We start from the raw sequence: 13,487 nt of genomic DNA on the forward strand, positions 1-13,487 counted from the left end.
CCCTTGTCCTTGCCAAAGCACTCTTGAGACCCCGGGCATCATTGTGCATAGTTCATGCCCGACTGTTATATGTGCTTTATTATTGTGTCGCCGCACACTGCAAGACGCCGTGCCAGAGTACCAGCCTCTTTAGGGCATCGTGTACGCAAAGACATCCGAAGGGTCCTACGTTTGATGTTTGGTAGAGTGTGGGGTTTTGGTCTTGTGTCGGGCAGGGGCCAGCGGAAGTAGTAGATGCCGTGTCGGGACAGTGAGAGATACGCATGCAGCTTCATTTTGTGTCACACCTGTGTGTCACACCGCTCTAATGCTTGCTATCTAGTTGTTCTGTTGGGTTTTGGTGGAGCCTAGGGGAGTCGAACCCCTGACCTCTTGCATGCCATGCAAGCGCTCTCCCAACTGAGCTAAGGCCCCATCTAGGTACCGCTGATGCGGTGGACGGACGTTTAGGAGACAGTGACGACGAGTGCAAGTCCAAAAATGGAATTGAACGCGAATTTCCGCACTAAGCTGTCCGTGGAACGAAAAAGGCGACCCTGTGGTCGCCTTTGACATGATCAGTTTTCGTCTTCCGAAGACATGTCGGTGATATCATCCAGCGAAACGTCATCACTGGTGTCATCATCGTCATCCAGCAGATCATCATCCAGTTCGACGTCGACAGAGTCGTCGTCATCCAGTACCAGCTCCCCATCCGACGCGTTTTCACGCGCTTTGACCGAGGCGGCATCTTCTGCATCCGCCGCGATCATGCGGCTTTTGGATGTTTCAAGCTCCACGATCTCGCCAGTGTAGGGGCTGATGATCGGGTCCTTGTTCAGGTCGTAGAATCGCTTACCGGTGGTCGGGCAAACGCGCTTTACGCCCCATTCTTCCTTGGGCATGTCAAATCCCCTTGATATCAGGTGAGTCGTCTAAATGATTCAGCTCACCTGCCACAGGCAGAGGGCACTGTCAAAGTCTTTGCGCAAGAGAGGTCGCGATATGGGAGAGCACGCATTGCCAGGGACACCGCCGGTGCCGCTGAGGCTGCGCAAATCCGCCCGGGCGCGGCGCATAAGTTTGCGAATTTCTCAGCTGGACGGCCGGGTTACGCTGACCTATCCGGTCGGTGTGCCTGAATCCGAGGCGCTGAGTTTCGCACGTACCAAGGAAGAGTGGATTCGCCAGCATTTGCAGGACAGGCCGGAAATGGCCGTGGTGCAGTTCGGACAGAAGATACCGATTGAAGGCGTTGTCCGGCGAATCGTGCCCGCCAAGGGTCGGCGTGTTCAGTTGATGGCGGACGAGGTCGCAGTGCCCGAAGGGGCCGAGGCGCGCAGATTGGCCCGGTTTCTGAAGGAATTGGCGCGGGACCGATTGATTGGCGCGTGTGATGATTACGCTGCAATGCTGGGGCGGTCGTACAGCACGCTCAGCCTGCGCGACACGCGGTCACGCTGGGGATCATGCAGTTCGCAGGGTGGATTGATGTTCTCGTGGCGGCTCATTCTCGCGCCGTCCGAGGTGTTGCACTATGTGGCCGCGCACGAGGTGGCGCATCTTGTCGAGATGAACCACTCGCCCGCGTTCTGGAAACAGGTGGAACGCATTTTCGGCCCCTGTCAGCGGCCCCGCCGCTGGTTGCGTGACAATGGGGCAGAGTTGCATCGTTACAGGTTTGACGCAAAGCCGAGTTGACCTTGCGCAGTTTTGTGATCACATAAGCGGATGTTGAGCACACGCCCGTCTGACACCCAAACTGCCACTCATGACCGGGTGTACCGGGCTCTGAGGTCTCGAATCATGCATGGTGAGATGGCGCCGGGTCAGGCGCTGACCTTGCGTGGCATCGGCAAGGAATTCGGCGTCTCGATGACCCCGGCGCGAGAGGCCGTGCGCCGTCTGGCCGCCGAGGGGGCTTTGTTCCTGTCCAATTCCGGCCGGGTCTCGACACCTGAATTGACCAACGACCGGATTGAGGAATTGGCGGCTTTGCGCGCGTTGCTGGAAGTCGAGCTGGCCAGCCGGGCTTTGCCCCGGGCGCATATTGCGCTGATCGACCGGTTGCAGACCATCAACATGACCGTTGCCGAGATGGTGACCAAGCGGGACGCGGTTGGGTACATCCGTTCAAATCTGGAATTTCACCGCACCCTTTACCTGCGGGCTCAGGCGCCCGCGATGCTGGCCATTGCCGAAACGGTCTGGCTGCAACTCGGGCCGACGATGAGGGCGCTTTACGGGCGTCTCAGGCGCACTGAGCCACCGCATTATCACAAGCTGATCATTGCTGCCCTCAAGGCCGGGGACGAACCGGGCTTGCGCCTGGCGGTCCGTTCGGACGTAACGCAGGGATTGCGCTTGCTGGTGAGCTGAGCGGCATCCCGCCGACATTCCCGCGCCCACTGCGCAAGGTTTCACCGTTCTGGCCTGTTCAACCCGACTGGGTTACTCTTGAGGCAAATCACAAACAAGAGCAGACCACAGCCATGATCACTCGACGGACTTTTTCCATTTGCCTTGGATCAACATTGTTGGCCGCCTGCACGCGTGGCGGTGCGCCATCCAGCGCGCCTGCATCGCGTATGCGAGCTGTTCCCAACGCGGGTTGGGATGCCTGGGTTGCCGGGTTCAAGGGCAGGGCGGCATCGCAAGGTATTTCACAATCCACGATTGATCGCGCTTTTCAGGGAGCAGGGTACCTGCCCGATGTGATCGAGCGTGACCGCAATCAGGTAGAGTTCAAGCGTTCGCTCGAAGACTACCTGGCCATTGCCGCCTCGGACGAGCGGATCAGCACCGGCCAGAAGATGCTGCGGCAATACAACGGGACGCTGTCGCAGATCGAGGCGCAGTACGGGGTGGACAAGGAAATCGTCGTTGCAGTGTGGGGGCTGGAAAGCCGCTATGGCGCGCGTCGGGGCGATGTGCCCGTTGTATCAGCTCTGTCGACGCTGGCCTATGACGGGCGGCGTGGTCAGTTCTTTGAAAGCCAGTTGATCGCGGCGCTCAAAATTCTTCAGAATGGTGACACCACGCCTGACAAGATGACCGGCAGCTGGGCCGGTGCGATGGGGCACACGCAGTTCATTCCAACCTCTTACCTGGCCTATGCCGTGGATTTCACCGGCGACGGGCGGCGCGATATCTGGTCGGACGATCCGACGGATTCTCTGGCTTCGACCGCTGCTTACCTGTCACGCTCAGGCTGGGTGCGGGGGCAGCCCTGGGGGGGCGAGGTCGGAACCGTTTCCGGTACACCGGTCGCCGTGCTGCAACCACAGAAACCCGGGCCGCGCATTGCCGTCTTCCGCAATTTTCAGGTCATCAAGCGCTATAACAATTCGGACAGTTACGCGATCGGGGTCGGTCATCTGGCGGACAGAATCGCCGGTGGCGCGCCGTTTCAGGCCTCGTTCGGGCCAGATGCAAACGGTCTGACATTGGACGACCGCAAGGAATTGCAACGGCGGCTGACATCCCAAGGGTATGATACGAAAGGCGCGGACGGGGTGATCGGCAAAAACACGACGTCTGCCATCAGCGCGTATCAAAGCGCCAATGGCCTGGCGGTCACCGGAGAACCCTCGGTTGCGTTGTTGCGCAGGTTGGGCGGCTGACGGTTACGCCGCCAACCCTTTCGAGCCGATGTCGAGGAATTTTTGACGGCGGTCCTGTATCAGGGTCGCCGCGTCTTTGCCGTCCAGTTCCGCCAGCATATCGGTGAGAGCCGCGCGTACAGCTTCGACAGCGGCCGGACGATCGCGATGCGCGCCGCCCTTGGGTTCAGGGATGATCCGGTCGCAAACGCCAAGCTTGTGAAGATCCTGAGCAGTCAGACGCAGCGCCTCGGCCGCTTCACGCATCTTTTCTGCATCTTTCCAAAGGATCGATGCGCAACCTTCAGGCGAGATCACTGAATAGACCGAGTGTTCCAGCATTGCCACGCGGTTGGCGGTGGCAAAGGCCACGGCCCCACCCGAGCCGCCTTCGCCGATGATGACCGACACCAGGGGCACGCCGATCTTCAGACACATCTGGGTCGAGCGGGCAATCGCTTCGGATTGACCACGTTCCTCGGCGCCTTTGCCGGGATAGGCGCCGGCGGTATCGATCAGGGTGATCACCGGCAGCCCGAACCGCCCGGCCATCTCCATCAGGCGGACTGCCTTGCGATAGCCTTCGGGACGGGCCATGCCGAAATTGCGTTCGATCCGCGATTTGGTGTCGCTGCCTTTTTCATGGCCGATCACCATGACGGGTTGATCGTTGAAACGTGCAAGCCCGCCGATCACGGCCAGATCATCGGCAAAATTGCGATCTCCGGCCAAAGGGGTGAATTCGGTGAACAGGGCATCGACGTAATCGCTGCAATGCGGGCGTTCCGGATGGCGGGCGACCTGGCATTTCCGCCATGGGGTCAGGTCGGCATAAAGCTCATCCAGAAGCTTGGCGGCTTTGGCGTCCAACGCGGCGGCTTCTTCGGTTACGTCCATCTCTTCGTTGGTGCGGGCCAGCGCACGCAGCTCTTCAGCCTTGCCTTCAATTTCAGCCAGCGGTTTTTCGAAATCCAGATACTGGGTCATGACGCCTCTCAACGCGAAAGTTCCCTGCTATATGGCCTGACGGTGCTCCGGATGCAACTCGGCAAGATCCGAGTGGTGAGGATGTTCGATTTCGGATGGGTGAATGGAAATACGGATACTGATGGCCACCGCCAAGAAAGACCCCGCGCCGCGCGTTCTGACCTGCAACCTTACCACGACGTCTGACCCTGTACCCACCCGACACCACGCCCGAGAATGTGTTGGCCGCAACCTGTCAGGGTCAACCGGGCCAGAGAACGGGATAGAGCGAGGCCACAAGCAGCACCGCCATTGTCCAGTTGAACGCAACCAGCCTGCGCGGGTTCGTCAGCACCCGCGACATCTGCTGCCCCAGAAAGGTCCATGTGCTCACCGAGGGCAGGTTGACCGCCCCGAAAACCAACGCCACAAGCGCAATCGCATGCAGGGTCTGACTGGGCGTGTAAGCGGTAGTGGCGGTCAGGGCCATGGCCCAGGCTTTGGGGTTCAACCACTGAAAGGCGGCGGCTTGCAGAAACGTCATGGGTGTCCCCGCTGCCAAATCGCCTGCGGCTGGCGCGGCATGCGCGATCTTCCATGCCAGATAAAGCAGATAGATCACCGACACGACCTTCAGCACGGAATAGCTGACCGGGTACCGGTCAAAGACCTGAACCAGCCCTGCACCGACCAGCAGCACCATGAGCGTGAAGCCAAGGCCAATGCCCAGCATATGCGGGATCGAACGCCGAAAGCCGAAATTCGCACCCGATGCCATCAGCATCAGATTGTTCGGCCCGGGCGTAATGGATGTCACTAAGGCAAAAGCGATGAGGGCCAGAAGGATGTCGTAAGTCATGCTGCGAAGTATCGTCTGAACGGCAGCAAATGAAATTGCTTTTTCGTGCGCGTTTCCGCTATTTCTGCAACTTATGATGAAGAATGATCGGATAAATCGCCAGATATTGCACGAACTGACCCGTGATGGGCGCATCAGCAATCTGGAATTGGCCGAACGGGTCGGGCTGTCTCCGTCCGCCTGCCTGCGTCGCGTTCAAGAGTTGGAAAAGGCCGGCGTGATCACCGGCTATCGTGCGGTTCTGAACCCGGCCGCGATGGGTGTCGGCTTTGTCGCCTATATCGGGGTCGGGCTTGGCGAACACACGAAAGCGGCGCAGGAGGGGTTCGAGCGGGCCCTGCAAAAAGCCCCCGAAGTGGTCGAATGCCACAACATCACCGGTACGATCGAATACCTGCTGCGCGTCGAATGCGCCGATCTGCCGTCCTACAAGACCTTCCATACCGAGGTGCTGGGAACGCTGCCTCATGTCACGTCGATCACATCCTATGTGGTCATGGGGTCACCCAAGGATCTGCGTGCGTAGCCACTGGAAATGTGAAGCCACACTCTCTTGCAGCGCAAATTTTCAGGGCCTAGTGTCTTTGTAATGACGCTGCTAGGGGATACGCCCAGCCAAAACGGCACGCAAACAGGGAGATTACGATGAAACTCGTTCGAACAGTGGCGACCGCAGTTGCCATGTCGGTCATTGCCGGGGCCGCTTTGTCTGCCCCGCTGAAACTGCAACCTGCCAATCCACAGCCGTCTCCGAAGGCGGGTTTGAATGTCAAATACTTCGGTACAGGCAATCAACACAAGAAGATCCGGGATCTGAGTCAGGCAAAAAGCATGCTGTCTAAGGCGAAGCCCGGAAAGCCGTTGCGCGGGTTGGATTACCGGGACACCAGCAAGGGTGAGGATGTCTTGACCTTCGACCAGGCCTACAACGTTGCCGCCGAGGTCACAGGGTATATGCGGTTTGACTCGCCGGGCGTTTACGAGCTGGAAACGTGGTCGAATGACGGGATAGAGGCTTGGGTTGGCGGTCAGCAGATTGGCCGGGTAAATGGCATTCAGGGCTGTGAAGCCAATCAACGCACCGAAGTGGAAGTGCCCAAGGCGGGCTGGTATCCATTGAAGATCGTCTATTTCCAGAAACTGGGAACCTCTTGCCTGATGATGAAGTCAGGAAAGAAGGGGGAACGCTTCACATGGACGCCCAATGACGTTTTTGGCCGTTGAAGAATTCATGAAAGGGCGCTCGAAGGAGCGCCCTTTTTTATGGCTTAGCTGCCCGCCGCAATCAGTTCGGCCTGCGCCACGATGACTTCGGCCTGCTTGATTGAGGCGATGTCGACAAGACGGCCTTTATAGACGGTTGCGCCCTCACCGTTTGCTTTGGCCTGTTCCATTGCGGCCAGGATTTCGCGGGCCTCGGAAACGGCCTCATCCGACGGGGTAAAGACCTGATTGGCCAGTGCAATCTGCTTGGGATGGATCGCCCATTTGCCGACCATGCCCAGCGTCGCCGAGCGTTTCGCCTGAGCGATGTACCCTTCATCATCGCTGAAATCCCCGAATGGCCCATCCACTGGCAGCACCCCATGGGTGCGGCAGGCGGCAACGATGGCGGCTTGGGCCCAGTGCCACGGATCGGACCAGTGTTTTTCACCCTCGCGCAGCATGTAGTAGTTTTCCTGTGTGCCGCCGATGCCCGTGGTCTGCATTCCCATCGAGGCAGCAAAATCTGCGGCTCCAAGGCTCATGGCCTGCAAACGGGGAGAGGAGGCTGCGATCTCTTCCACATGCGCGATACCGGCAGCGGATTCGATAATGACCTCGAAGCTGATGGGTTTGGTTCGGCCCTTGGCGCGTTCAATGGCGGTGACAAGGGCATCCACGGCATAGACATCCGATGCGCAGCCGACTTTGGGAATCATGATCTGGTCCAGACGGTCGCCTGCCTGCTCCAACACGTCGACAACGTCACGATACCAATAGGGGGTATCCAATCCGTTGATGCGAACGGACATGTATTTGCTGCCCCAATCAACAGTGTTCAGGGCTTCGATGACATTGGCGCGGGCGATGTCCTTGTCCGAAGGCGCAACCGAATCCTCGAGGTCAAGGTTGATCACATCCGCAGCAGACGCTGCCATTTTCGGGAACAGTTTGGTATTCGATCCCGGACCAAACAGTTGGCAGCGATTGGGTCGTGCAGGCGCGGCGGGTTGGATGCGAAAGCTCATCTGGACCTCGTGTGGGTAATGAAATTGCGATTTTCTCGTCCAATGGGGTATTAAATTGCGCAACTTGGCGCAAGGGAGATTGTGCATCTGCGGCAATGCGGTTGCAGAAAACTGCGTGTCAACAGTTGAGAAGTGGTGATTAAAGTTTAATCACTTTGGAAACTTCGAATAATTTTGCGCCTTTTGTGTCAATGGTGCAAGAAACTCGCGTGCCCGCCGTGTTGGGCGGATCAAAACGCGAAACGCTCGTTTAAACGCTTCTCTAGCTTGGGCCGGAATCAAAGGAGTGACCGCAATGATCGAGACACCGTACCTGCTGTTTTTGGGCGATGCGCCCGACCAATTGGCGGCCAAAGTGGCTGTGGGCATCAAGGATTGGCGCCCGGAAAACGCCGTCGGCCAATATCGTATGGACGGCTGCAAGGCTGATCTGGGCCTGAAGGATATGACCCTGACCGAGGCCAAAGCGGCCGGCGCCAAAACGCTGGTTATTGGTGTTGCCAACCGTGGCGGCGTCATCAGCCAGGAATGGAAAAAGGTTCTGGTCATGGCGCTTGAGGAAGGGTTTGACCTGGCCTCTGGGCTGCACAACCTGTTGCGCGACGAGCCCGATCTGGTGGCGGTGGCCGAAGCGACGGGGCGAAAGCTGCACGACGTGCGTGTACCCGAGGTTGATTACCCGATCGCCAACGGGATCAAGCGCAGGGGCAAACGTTGTCTGGCCGTCGGCACCGACTGCTCTGTGGGCAAGATGTACACTGCAATGGCTATGGATGCCGAAATGCGCAAGCGTGGTATGAAGTCGACCTTCCGCGCGACCGGCCAGACGGGCATTCTGATCACCGGCGATGGCGTGCCGCTGGACGCCGTTGTTGCGGATTTCATGGCCGGCTCGATCGAATGGCTGACACCTGACAACGATGACGACCACTGGGATCTGATCGAGGGCCAGGGATCGCTGTTCCATGTGTCCTATTCCGGCGTGACCATGGCGCTGATTCACGGCGGCCAGCCCGACGCGCTGATCCTGAGCCATGAACCGACCCGCGAGCATATGCGTGGTCTGCCGACCTATCAGTTGCCGACGCTCGAAACCCTGCGCGACACTGCGCTGGCCCTGGCCAAAGTGGCTAACCCCGATTGTCAGGTCGTCGGCGTTTCGGTCAACACGCAGCACATGTCCGAAGAGGACGCGACAGCATATCTGGCCAAGATCGAAGCAGATATGGGGCTTCCGGCGACCGATCCGTTCCGGTTCGGCTCGGGCAAGTTGGTGGACGCGCTGGCCGCGATGTGATCCAACCGGCCCGCCGGTGGCGGGCCGGTTCCGCCTCTGGCGGGAGTATTTGGGAAAAGATGAAGGAGCAGGTGCGTGCAGATAGAAGTCTCTCGCGATGTGTTTCAGTTGGCGCAAGTGTTTACCATTTCGCGCGGGTCACGGACCGAGGCAAAGGTGCTGACGGTACGGCTGTCGGATGGGGCGCATGAAGGCTGGGGCGAATGTGTGCCCTATGCGCGGTATGACGAGACGCTCGAGTCCGTTGAGGCCGAGATTGCCGGGTTGCCTGCGGAGTTCACGCGTCAGGCGCTGATGGATCTGCTGCCTGCGGGTGCGGCGCGGAACGCGGTGGATTGTGCGCTGTGGGATCTTGAGGCCAAGCAGGCGGGCAAGCGCGCCTGGGATCTGGCCGGGCTGCCGGTGCCGGGGCCCGAGATTACCGCTTATACCTTGTCGCTGGACACGCCCGAGGCGATGCAGAAGCAGGCCGCCGAGAATGCGCATCGCCCCTTGCTGAAAATCAAGCTGGGCACCCCGGATGACATGCCCCGTCTTGAAGCCGTGCGCGCGGGCGCGCCGGATGCCAAGATCATCGTAGATGCGAACGAAGGCTGGTCGGCCGAGGTTTACGCCGATCTCGCGCCGCATCTGGTGCGGCTGGGTGTGGCGCTGGTCGAGCAGCCTTTGCCCGCCGGACAGGATGACGCGCTGATCGGGATGGACCGCCCGGTGCCTGTCTGTGCCGATGAATCCTGCCATGACCGGACCAGCCTGCCCAAGCTGAAGGGCAAGTATGATGTGGTCAACATCAAGCTCGACAAGACCGGCGGTCTGACCGAGGCGCTGGCCCTGCGCGAAGCGGCGCTGGCCGAGGGTTATCGCGTGATGGTTGGTTGCATGGTCGGCAGTTCACTGGCGATGGCCCCTGCGACCTTGTTGGCGCAGGGCGCGATGGTAACGGACCTTGACGGCCCGCTGTTGTTGGCCGAAGACCGCGCGACACCGCTGACATTTGATGATGCCGGAGTGCACCCGCCCATGGCGGCACTTTGGGGCTAAGGAGAGATACATGACTCGCACCGTTTATGTGAATGGCGAATACCTGCCCGAGACCGAGGCCAAGGTATCCATCTTTGACCGTGGCTTCCTGTTTGCAGACGCGGTTTACGAAGTGACCAGTGTGCTGGATGGCAAGCTGATCGATTTCGAGGGCCACGCGGTGCGCCTGAAGCGGTCTCTGGACGAGCTGGAGATGGCCGAGCCCTGCACCAAGGAAGAGCTGCTGGAAATCCACCGCAAGCTGGTTGATCTGAACGGCATCGAAGAGGGCCTGGTCTACCTTCAGGTTTCGCGCGGCAGTGACGGTGACCGGGATTTTGTCTTCCCTTCGGCCGATACCAAGCCAAGCCTCGTTCTGTTCACCCAGAACAAGCCCGGGCTGGCTGACAGCCCGGCGGCACGGAAAGGTGCCAAGATCATCTCGATCGAGGACATCCGTTGGGGTCGCCGCGACATCAAAACCGTGCAACTGCTTTACCCTTCGATGGGCAAGATGATGGCCAAGAAAGCGGGCTGCGACGATGCATGGCTGGTCGAGGACGGCTTTGTGACCGAGGGCACCAGCAACAACGCCTATTTCGTCAAGAACGGCAAGATCGTGACCCGCCCGCTGTCCAACGACATCCTGCACGGGATCACTCGCAAGGCCGTGCTGCGCATGGCAGCCGAAGCACAGATGGAAGTTGAAGAGCGGCTGTTTACCATCGACGAAGCCAAAGAGGCTGATGAGGCGTTCACGACCTCGGCCAGCGCCTTCGTGATGCCGGTAGTGGAAATCGACGGAGTCACGCTGGGTGATGGTACACCCGGTCCGATTGCCAAACGCCTTCGTGAAATTTACCTGGATGAAAGCCGAAAGGCCGCGATCTGAAGAACCACCATGTTGGACGGCGTTGCAGCAGGCTGCTGCGGCGCCGTGCCAACCTCAGTCGGACCCCGGGGCAGTGCAGGGAGTTTCGCTGTAGATCTCGCTGAGCACGAGCAGATCACATGCGACTTTCGGCCGGGACACCGGTCTTGTTGTCGGATCAGTTCCTGCGGTGTCACAGGAATATGGTCGAAGGCGGCGCTACCCGACCTTGAAAGGGCTTAGGCTTTCCTGAAACTGCTCGATGAATTCCAGCGTTACCAGTGACGGTTGCTTCAGAATTGGACGCACCAACGAGAGGGTGTGCGTCAAAGACGGCTTGAATGGCCGATAACTCAATCCCCTCGATGTGTATTGGACGGCATCCAGTTCGCTAACGACCGAGACTCCGACACCTTCCAGCGCCAATTCACATGCTGCCGTGAACTGCCTGACCTCGATATGCGAGTTCAATTCGACATTGGCATGTTGAAACACTTTCGAAAGCCGCCCGAAAAAGTCGCTGTCGCGTCGGGTGTGGATGATTTTGCTATGTGCAAGATCCGCCGGGGTAACTTCGGACAGGCCTTCCAGCTCGTGCCCGGTGGGGAACACGCACACCGTGCGAACGTCGATGTCCCTGCTTTCTACTGCCGGATGACCGTGAAAACTGTCAGTGATTCCGAAATCATACTGCTCGCCGATCATCCATTCCAGAATGCGTTCAGGCCTGTCAGGTTCGATCGTCAGCGTGACACCTGGCCGATCCTTCAGGAAACCGGCGACGACTTTGGGCAGATGGCTGGTGGCAAATCCCGGCAGGCAAGCGACACGGATGTGCCCTGCTTTGCGTTGTGTGATATCCTGACTGACATCCGAAATCTGTCTCATCAATTCGAGAACGCGCTCGACACTTGGCAAGAGATAGCGAACCTCTTGCGTTGGCACCAATCGACCTTCCCGGCGGTCAAAAAGCTGAAACCCGAGCGATTTTTCAAGATCGGACAGCAGTCTGCTGACAGCTGGCTGGGTCACGCCCAGATCAGCGGCCGCGGCCGTGACAGACCCGTTGGTGGTCACGGCCATCAGGGCCTCCAACTGCCGAACTCTCAGAATTTGACTCATTGCTGATCCCGATCTGCTGCGCCATTTCATAACACTATGTTATTTTTTCACCAAGTAGATAGGCCTTGAATTATATTTTTGTAACGTTAACGTCGTGAAATCGTCATGTGGGCCGTTTACGCGTTGCGGTCGGTATTCAACGAAGCATCAACCCTGATGCATGGGAGGAATCATGAAAAAGAATCTGCTTGGCGCTCTTGCCTTCACCACGGCCTTGTCCCCCTTGGCGGCAATGGCGCAAACCGAAGTCCAGTTCTGGCATGCCTTCACCGGTCGCCTAGGTGAACTTGTCAAAGGACAGGTTGAAGAATTCAACGCCAGTCAGGATGAGTTCGTCGTGGTCGAAAGCCACAAAGGCAACTACTCGGAAACCCTGAATGCCGGGATTGCCGCATTCCGGGCCGGTGAACAGCCACATATCCTGATGGTGTTCGAAGTCGGAACGGCGACGATGATGTCAGCCAAAGGGGCGATCAAGCCGGTCTATGAGGTGATGGCCGAAAGCGGCGCGTCTTTTGATCCCGACGCGTATATTGGCGCCGTCAAAGGCTACTACACAACCACTGACGGAGAGATGCTGTCGCTTCCCTTCAACTCCTCGACGCCGGTCCTGTGGGTCAACCGCGATGCCATGCAAGCAGCAGGCGTTGATCCGGACACGGATCTGTCCACTTGGGAAAAAGTCGGCGAAGTGCTCGAGCAGTTGAAGGCAGGTGGCGAAGATTGCCCGCTGGTGACAGCATGGCAAAGCTGGATTCACCTTGAAAACCTTTCAGCTTATCACGATGTTCCGTTTGCCTCACGGGACAACGGATTTGCCGGTCTGGATACCGAGCTGATGCTGAACGGTCCGGTGCAGGTTGCACATCTGACCGCGATGGGTGACTGGGCCGAGGACGGCAAGTTCATCTATACCGGCCGCAGAAACGAAGGTGGTGCGAACTTCCGGTCAGGCGAGTGCGCATTGTTCACCGAAAGTTCGGCCGGATACGCCGGCATCAAGGCAGAGGCCGAGTTCGATTTCGACGTGCGTCCGCTGCCCTATTGGGAATCCGTCACCAGTGAGCCGCAAAACACCATCATCGGTGGCGCGTCTCTTTGGGTAATGGAGGGTCATGAGCCCGAAGAGTACAAGGGCGTCGGAGAGTTCCTGAGCTTCCTGTCATCACCTGATGTACAAGCGGCGTGGCACCAGAACACCGGTTACCTTCCAATCACGACAGAAGCGGGTGAGGTTACGCGTGCCGCAGGTTTTTATGACGAAAACCCGGGCACCGACGTCGCAGTGATCCAGATGACTGCGAAAGAGCCGACCGCAAATTCGAAAGGCTTGCGTCTGGGATCGTTCGACCAGATCCGGGGCATCATCGACGAAGAGCTTGAGGCGATCTGGTCCGGTGAGAAGACCGCTCAGGAAGCGATGGACAGCGCGAAGGAACGCGGTGATGCGTTGCTGCGCCGGTTCGAATCCGCCAATCAATAAGTCGTAACGTTATGCGGGCCCTTTCGGGGCCCGCATTTTCTTTCTTCGGTGGGTTTT

15 protein-coding genes and 1 tRNA gene are annotated in these 13,487 nt (G+C 58.7%); 9 read left to right on the forward strand and 7 right to left on the reverse strand.

Features of this window, described 5'->3' with window-relative positions; translation table 11 throughout:
* Positions 1 to 65: 65 nt before the first annotated feature.
* The 3 genes from GS612_RS20680 to GS612_RS01690 form a co-directional block, all read right to left on the reverse strand.
* Entirely contained in the window at positions 66 to 275 is a 210-nt protein-coding gene (locus GS612_RS20680) for a DUF6538 domain-containing protein (RefSeq protein ID WP_371809262.1), read from the reverse strand.
* 63 nt (positions 276 to 338) lie between these two features.
* Positions 339 to 414 (reverse strand) — tRNA-Ala (locus GS612_RS01685).
* Between the two features lie 143 nt (positions 415 to 557).
* Entirely contained in the window at positions 558 to 884 is a 327-nt protein-coding gene (locus GS612_RS01690; protein ID WP_171118864.1) for a TIGR02300 family protein, read from the reverse strand.
* Between the two features lie 100 nt (positions 885 to 984).
* Between GS612_RS01690 and GS612_RS01695 the strand changes: the two genes are divergently transcribed.
* From GS612_RS01695 to GS612_RS01705, 3 genes are all read left to right on the forward strand, one after another.
* A complete protein-coding gene (locus tag GS612_RS01695; protein ID WP_253286087.1) occupies positions 985 to 1,680 on the forward strand; it encodes a M48 family metallopeptidase in 696 nt (231 codons plus the stop codon).
* Between the two features lie 30 nt (positions 1,681 to 1,710).
* Positions 1,711 to 2,358 (forward strand): GntR family transcriptional regulator, encoded by a 648-nt coding sequence (locus GS612_RS01700; protein WP_170346010.1) that lies wholly within the window; start codon positions 1,711 to 1,713, stop codon positions 2,356 to 2,358.
* 113 nt (positions 2,359 to 2,471) lie between these two features.
* Complete coding sequence (locus tag GS612_RS01705; RefSeq protein ID WP_171638889.1) at positions 2,472 to 3,602, forward strand: lytic murein transglycosylase; 1,131 nt, start codon at positions 2,472 to 2,474, stop codon at positions 3,600 to 3,602.
* 3 nt (positions 3,603 to 3,605) lie between these two features.
* Here the strand turns inward: GS612_RS01705 and GS612_RS01710 are convergent, their stop codons facing one another.
* On the reverse strand, positions 3,606 to 4,568 hold the full coding sequence (locus GS612_RS01710) for an acetyl-CoA carboxylase carboxyltransferase subunit alpha (protein ID WP_152459042.1): 963 nt from the start codon (positions 4,566 to 4,568) through the stop codon (positions 3,606 to 3,608).
* A 241-nt stretch (positions 4,569 to 4,809) separates the two neighbouring features.
* Entirely contained in the window at positions 4,810 to 5,406 is a 597-nt protein-coding gene (locus GS612_RS01715; RefSeq protein ID WP_171638890.1) for a LysE family translocator, read from the reverse strand.
* 73 nt (positions 5,407 to 5,479) lie between these two features.
* Here GS612_RS01715 and GS612_RS01720 point away from each other — a divergent pair, with 73 nt between their 5' ends.
* Together GS612_RS01720 and GS612_RS01725 are read left to right on the forward strand one after the other, a co-directional pair.
* The gene (locus GS612_RS01720; RefSeq protein ID WP_171638891.1) at positions 5,480 to 5,932 is read left to right on the forward strand and encodes an Lrp/AsnC family transcriptional regulator; all 453 of its coding nucleotides are present in this window, start codon (positions 5,480 to 5,482) and stop codon (positions 5,930 to 5,932) included.
* A 119-nt stretch (positions 5,933 to 6,051) separates the two neighbouring features.
* Positions 6,052 to 6,630 carry a PA14 domain-containing protein gene (locus tag GS612_RS01725; protein ID WP_171229028.1) on the forward strand — a complete coding sequence of 193 codons (579 nt, stop codon included), beginning with the start codon at positions 6,052 to 6,054 and terminating at the stop codon, positions 6,628 to 6,630.
* A gap of 44 nt (positions 6,631 to 6,674) precedes the next feature.
* On the opposite strand, the gene GS612_RS01730 is transcribed toward GS612_RS01725, so the two are convergent.
* Complete coding sequence (locus GS612_RS01730; protein ID WP_171638892.1) at positions 6,675 to 7,637, reverse strand: L-malyl-CoA/beta-methylmalyl-CoA lyase; 963 nt, start codon at positions 7,635 to 7,637, stop codon at positions 6,675 to 6,677.
* Positions 7,638 to 7,932: 295 nt separating this feature from the next.
* Here GS612_RS01730 and dgcN point away from each other — a divergent pair, with 295 nt between their 5' ends.
* The 3 genes from dgcN (at position 7,933) to GS612_RS01745 (ending at position 10,846) form a co-directional block, all read left to right on the forward strand.
* Positions 7,933 to 8,934 (forward strand): N-acetyltransferase DgcN, encoded by a 1,002-nt coding sequence (gene dgcN / locus GS612_RS01735; RefSeq protein WP_171638893.1) that lies wholly within the window; start codon positions 7,933 to 7,935, stop codon positions 8,932 to 8,934.
* A 75-nt stretch (positions 8,935 to 9,009) separates the two neighbouring features.
* Positions 9,010 to 9,975, forward strand: a complete 966-nt coding sequence (gene dgcA / locus GS612_RS01740) for an N-acetyl-D-Glu racemase DgcA (protein WP_171638894.1) — start codon at positions 9,010 to 9,012, stop codon at positions 9,973 to 9,975.
* A 10-nt stretch (positions 9,976 to 9,985) separates the two neighbouring features.
* Positions 9,986 to 10,846, forward strand: coding sequence for a D-amino-acid transaminase (locus tag GS612_RS01745; RefSeq protein ID WP_152459035.1), 861 nt, complete (start codon positions 9,986 to 9,988; stop codon positions 10,844 to 10,846).
* Between the two features lie 198 nt (positions 10,847 to 11,044).
* Here the strand turns inward: GS612_RS01745 and GS612_RS01750 are convergent, their stop codons facing one another.
* A complete protein-coding gene (locus GS612_RS01750) occupies positions 11,045 to 11,947 on the reverse strand; it encodes a LysR substrate-binding domain-containing protein (protein WP_171638895.1) in 903 nt (300 codons plus the stop codon).
* A gap of 172 nt (positions 11,948 to 12,119) precedes the next feature.
* Here GS612_RS01750 and ugpB point away from each other — a divergent pair, with 172 nt between their 5' ends.
* Positions 12,120 to 13,430, forward strand: coding sequence for a sn-glycerol-3-phosphate ABC transporter substrate-binding protein UgpB (gene ugpB, locus GS612_RS01755; RefSeq protein ID WP_171638896.1), 1,311 nt, complete (start codon positions 12,120 to 12,122; stop codon positions 13,428 to 13,430).
* The last annotated feature ends 57 nt before the right edge of the window (positions 13,431 to 13,487 follow it).

It is taken from the genome of Ruegeria sp. HKCCD6157 (assembly GCF_013110685.1).
GTDB lineage: Bacteria > Pseudomonadota > Alphaproteobacteria > Rhodobacterales > Rhodobacteraceae > Ruegeria.

Bases quoted from the DNA above. Each gene is read 5' to 3' on its own strand.
- GS612_RS20680 (WP_371809262.1), bottom strand. From the start codon at position 275: ATGAAGCTGCATGCGTATCTCTCACTGTCCCGACACGGCATCTACTAC.
- GS612_RS01690 (WP_171118864.1), bottom strand. From the start codon at position 884: ATGCCCAAGGAAGAATGGGGCGTAAAGCGCGTTTGCCCGACCACCGGT.
- GS612_RS01695 (WP_253286087.1), top strand. From the start codon at position 985: ATGGGAGAGCACGCATTGCCAGGGACACCGCCGGTGCCGCTGAGGCTG.
- GS612_RS01700 (WP_170346010.1), top strand. From the start codon at position 1,711: ATGTTGAGCACACGCCCGTCTGACACCCAAACTGCCACTCATGACCGG.
- GS612_RS01705 (WP_171638889.1), top strand. From the start codon at position 2,472: ATGATCACTCGACGGACTTTTTCCATTTGCCTTGGATCAACATTGTTG.
- GS612_RS01710 (WP_152459042.1), bottom strand. From the start codon at position 4,568: ATGACCCAGTATCTGGATTTCGAAAAACCGCTGGCTGAAATTGAAGGC.
- GS612_RS01715 (WP_171638890.1), bottom strand. From the start codon at position 5,406: ATGACTTACGACATCCTTCTGGCCCTCATCGCTTTTGCCTTAGTGACA.
- GS612_RS01720 (WP_171638891.1), top strand. From the start codon at position 5,480: ATGATGAAGAATGATCGGATAAATCGCCAGATATTGCACGAACTGACC.
- GS612_RS01725 (WP_171229028.1), top strand. From the start codon at position 6,052: ATGAAACTCGTTCGAACAGTGGCGACCGCAGTTGCCATGTCGGTCATT.
- GS612_RS01730 (WP_171638892.1), bottom strand. From the start codon at position 7,637: ATGAGCTTTCGCATCCAACCCGCCGCGCCTGCACGACCCAATCGCTGC.
- dgcN (WP_171638893.1), top strand. From the start codon at position 7,933: ATGATCGAGACACCGTACCTGCTGTTTTTGGGCGATGCGCCCGACCAA.
- GS612_RS01745 (WP_152459035.1), top strand. From the start codon at position 9,986: ATGACTCGCACCGTTTATGTGAATGGCGAATACCTGCCCGAGACCGAG.
- GS612_RS01750 (WP_171638895.1), bottom strand. From the start codon at position 11,947: ATGAGTCAAATTCTGAGAGTTCGGCAGTTGGAGGCCCTGATGGCCGTG.
- ugpB (WP_171638896.1), top strand. From the start codon at position 12,120: ATGAAAAAGAATCTGCTTGGCGCTCTTGCCTTCACCACGGCCTTGTCC.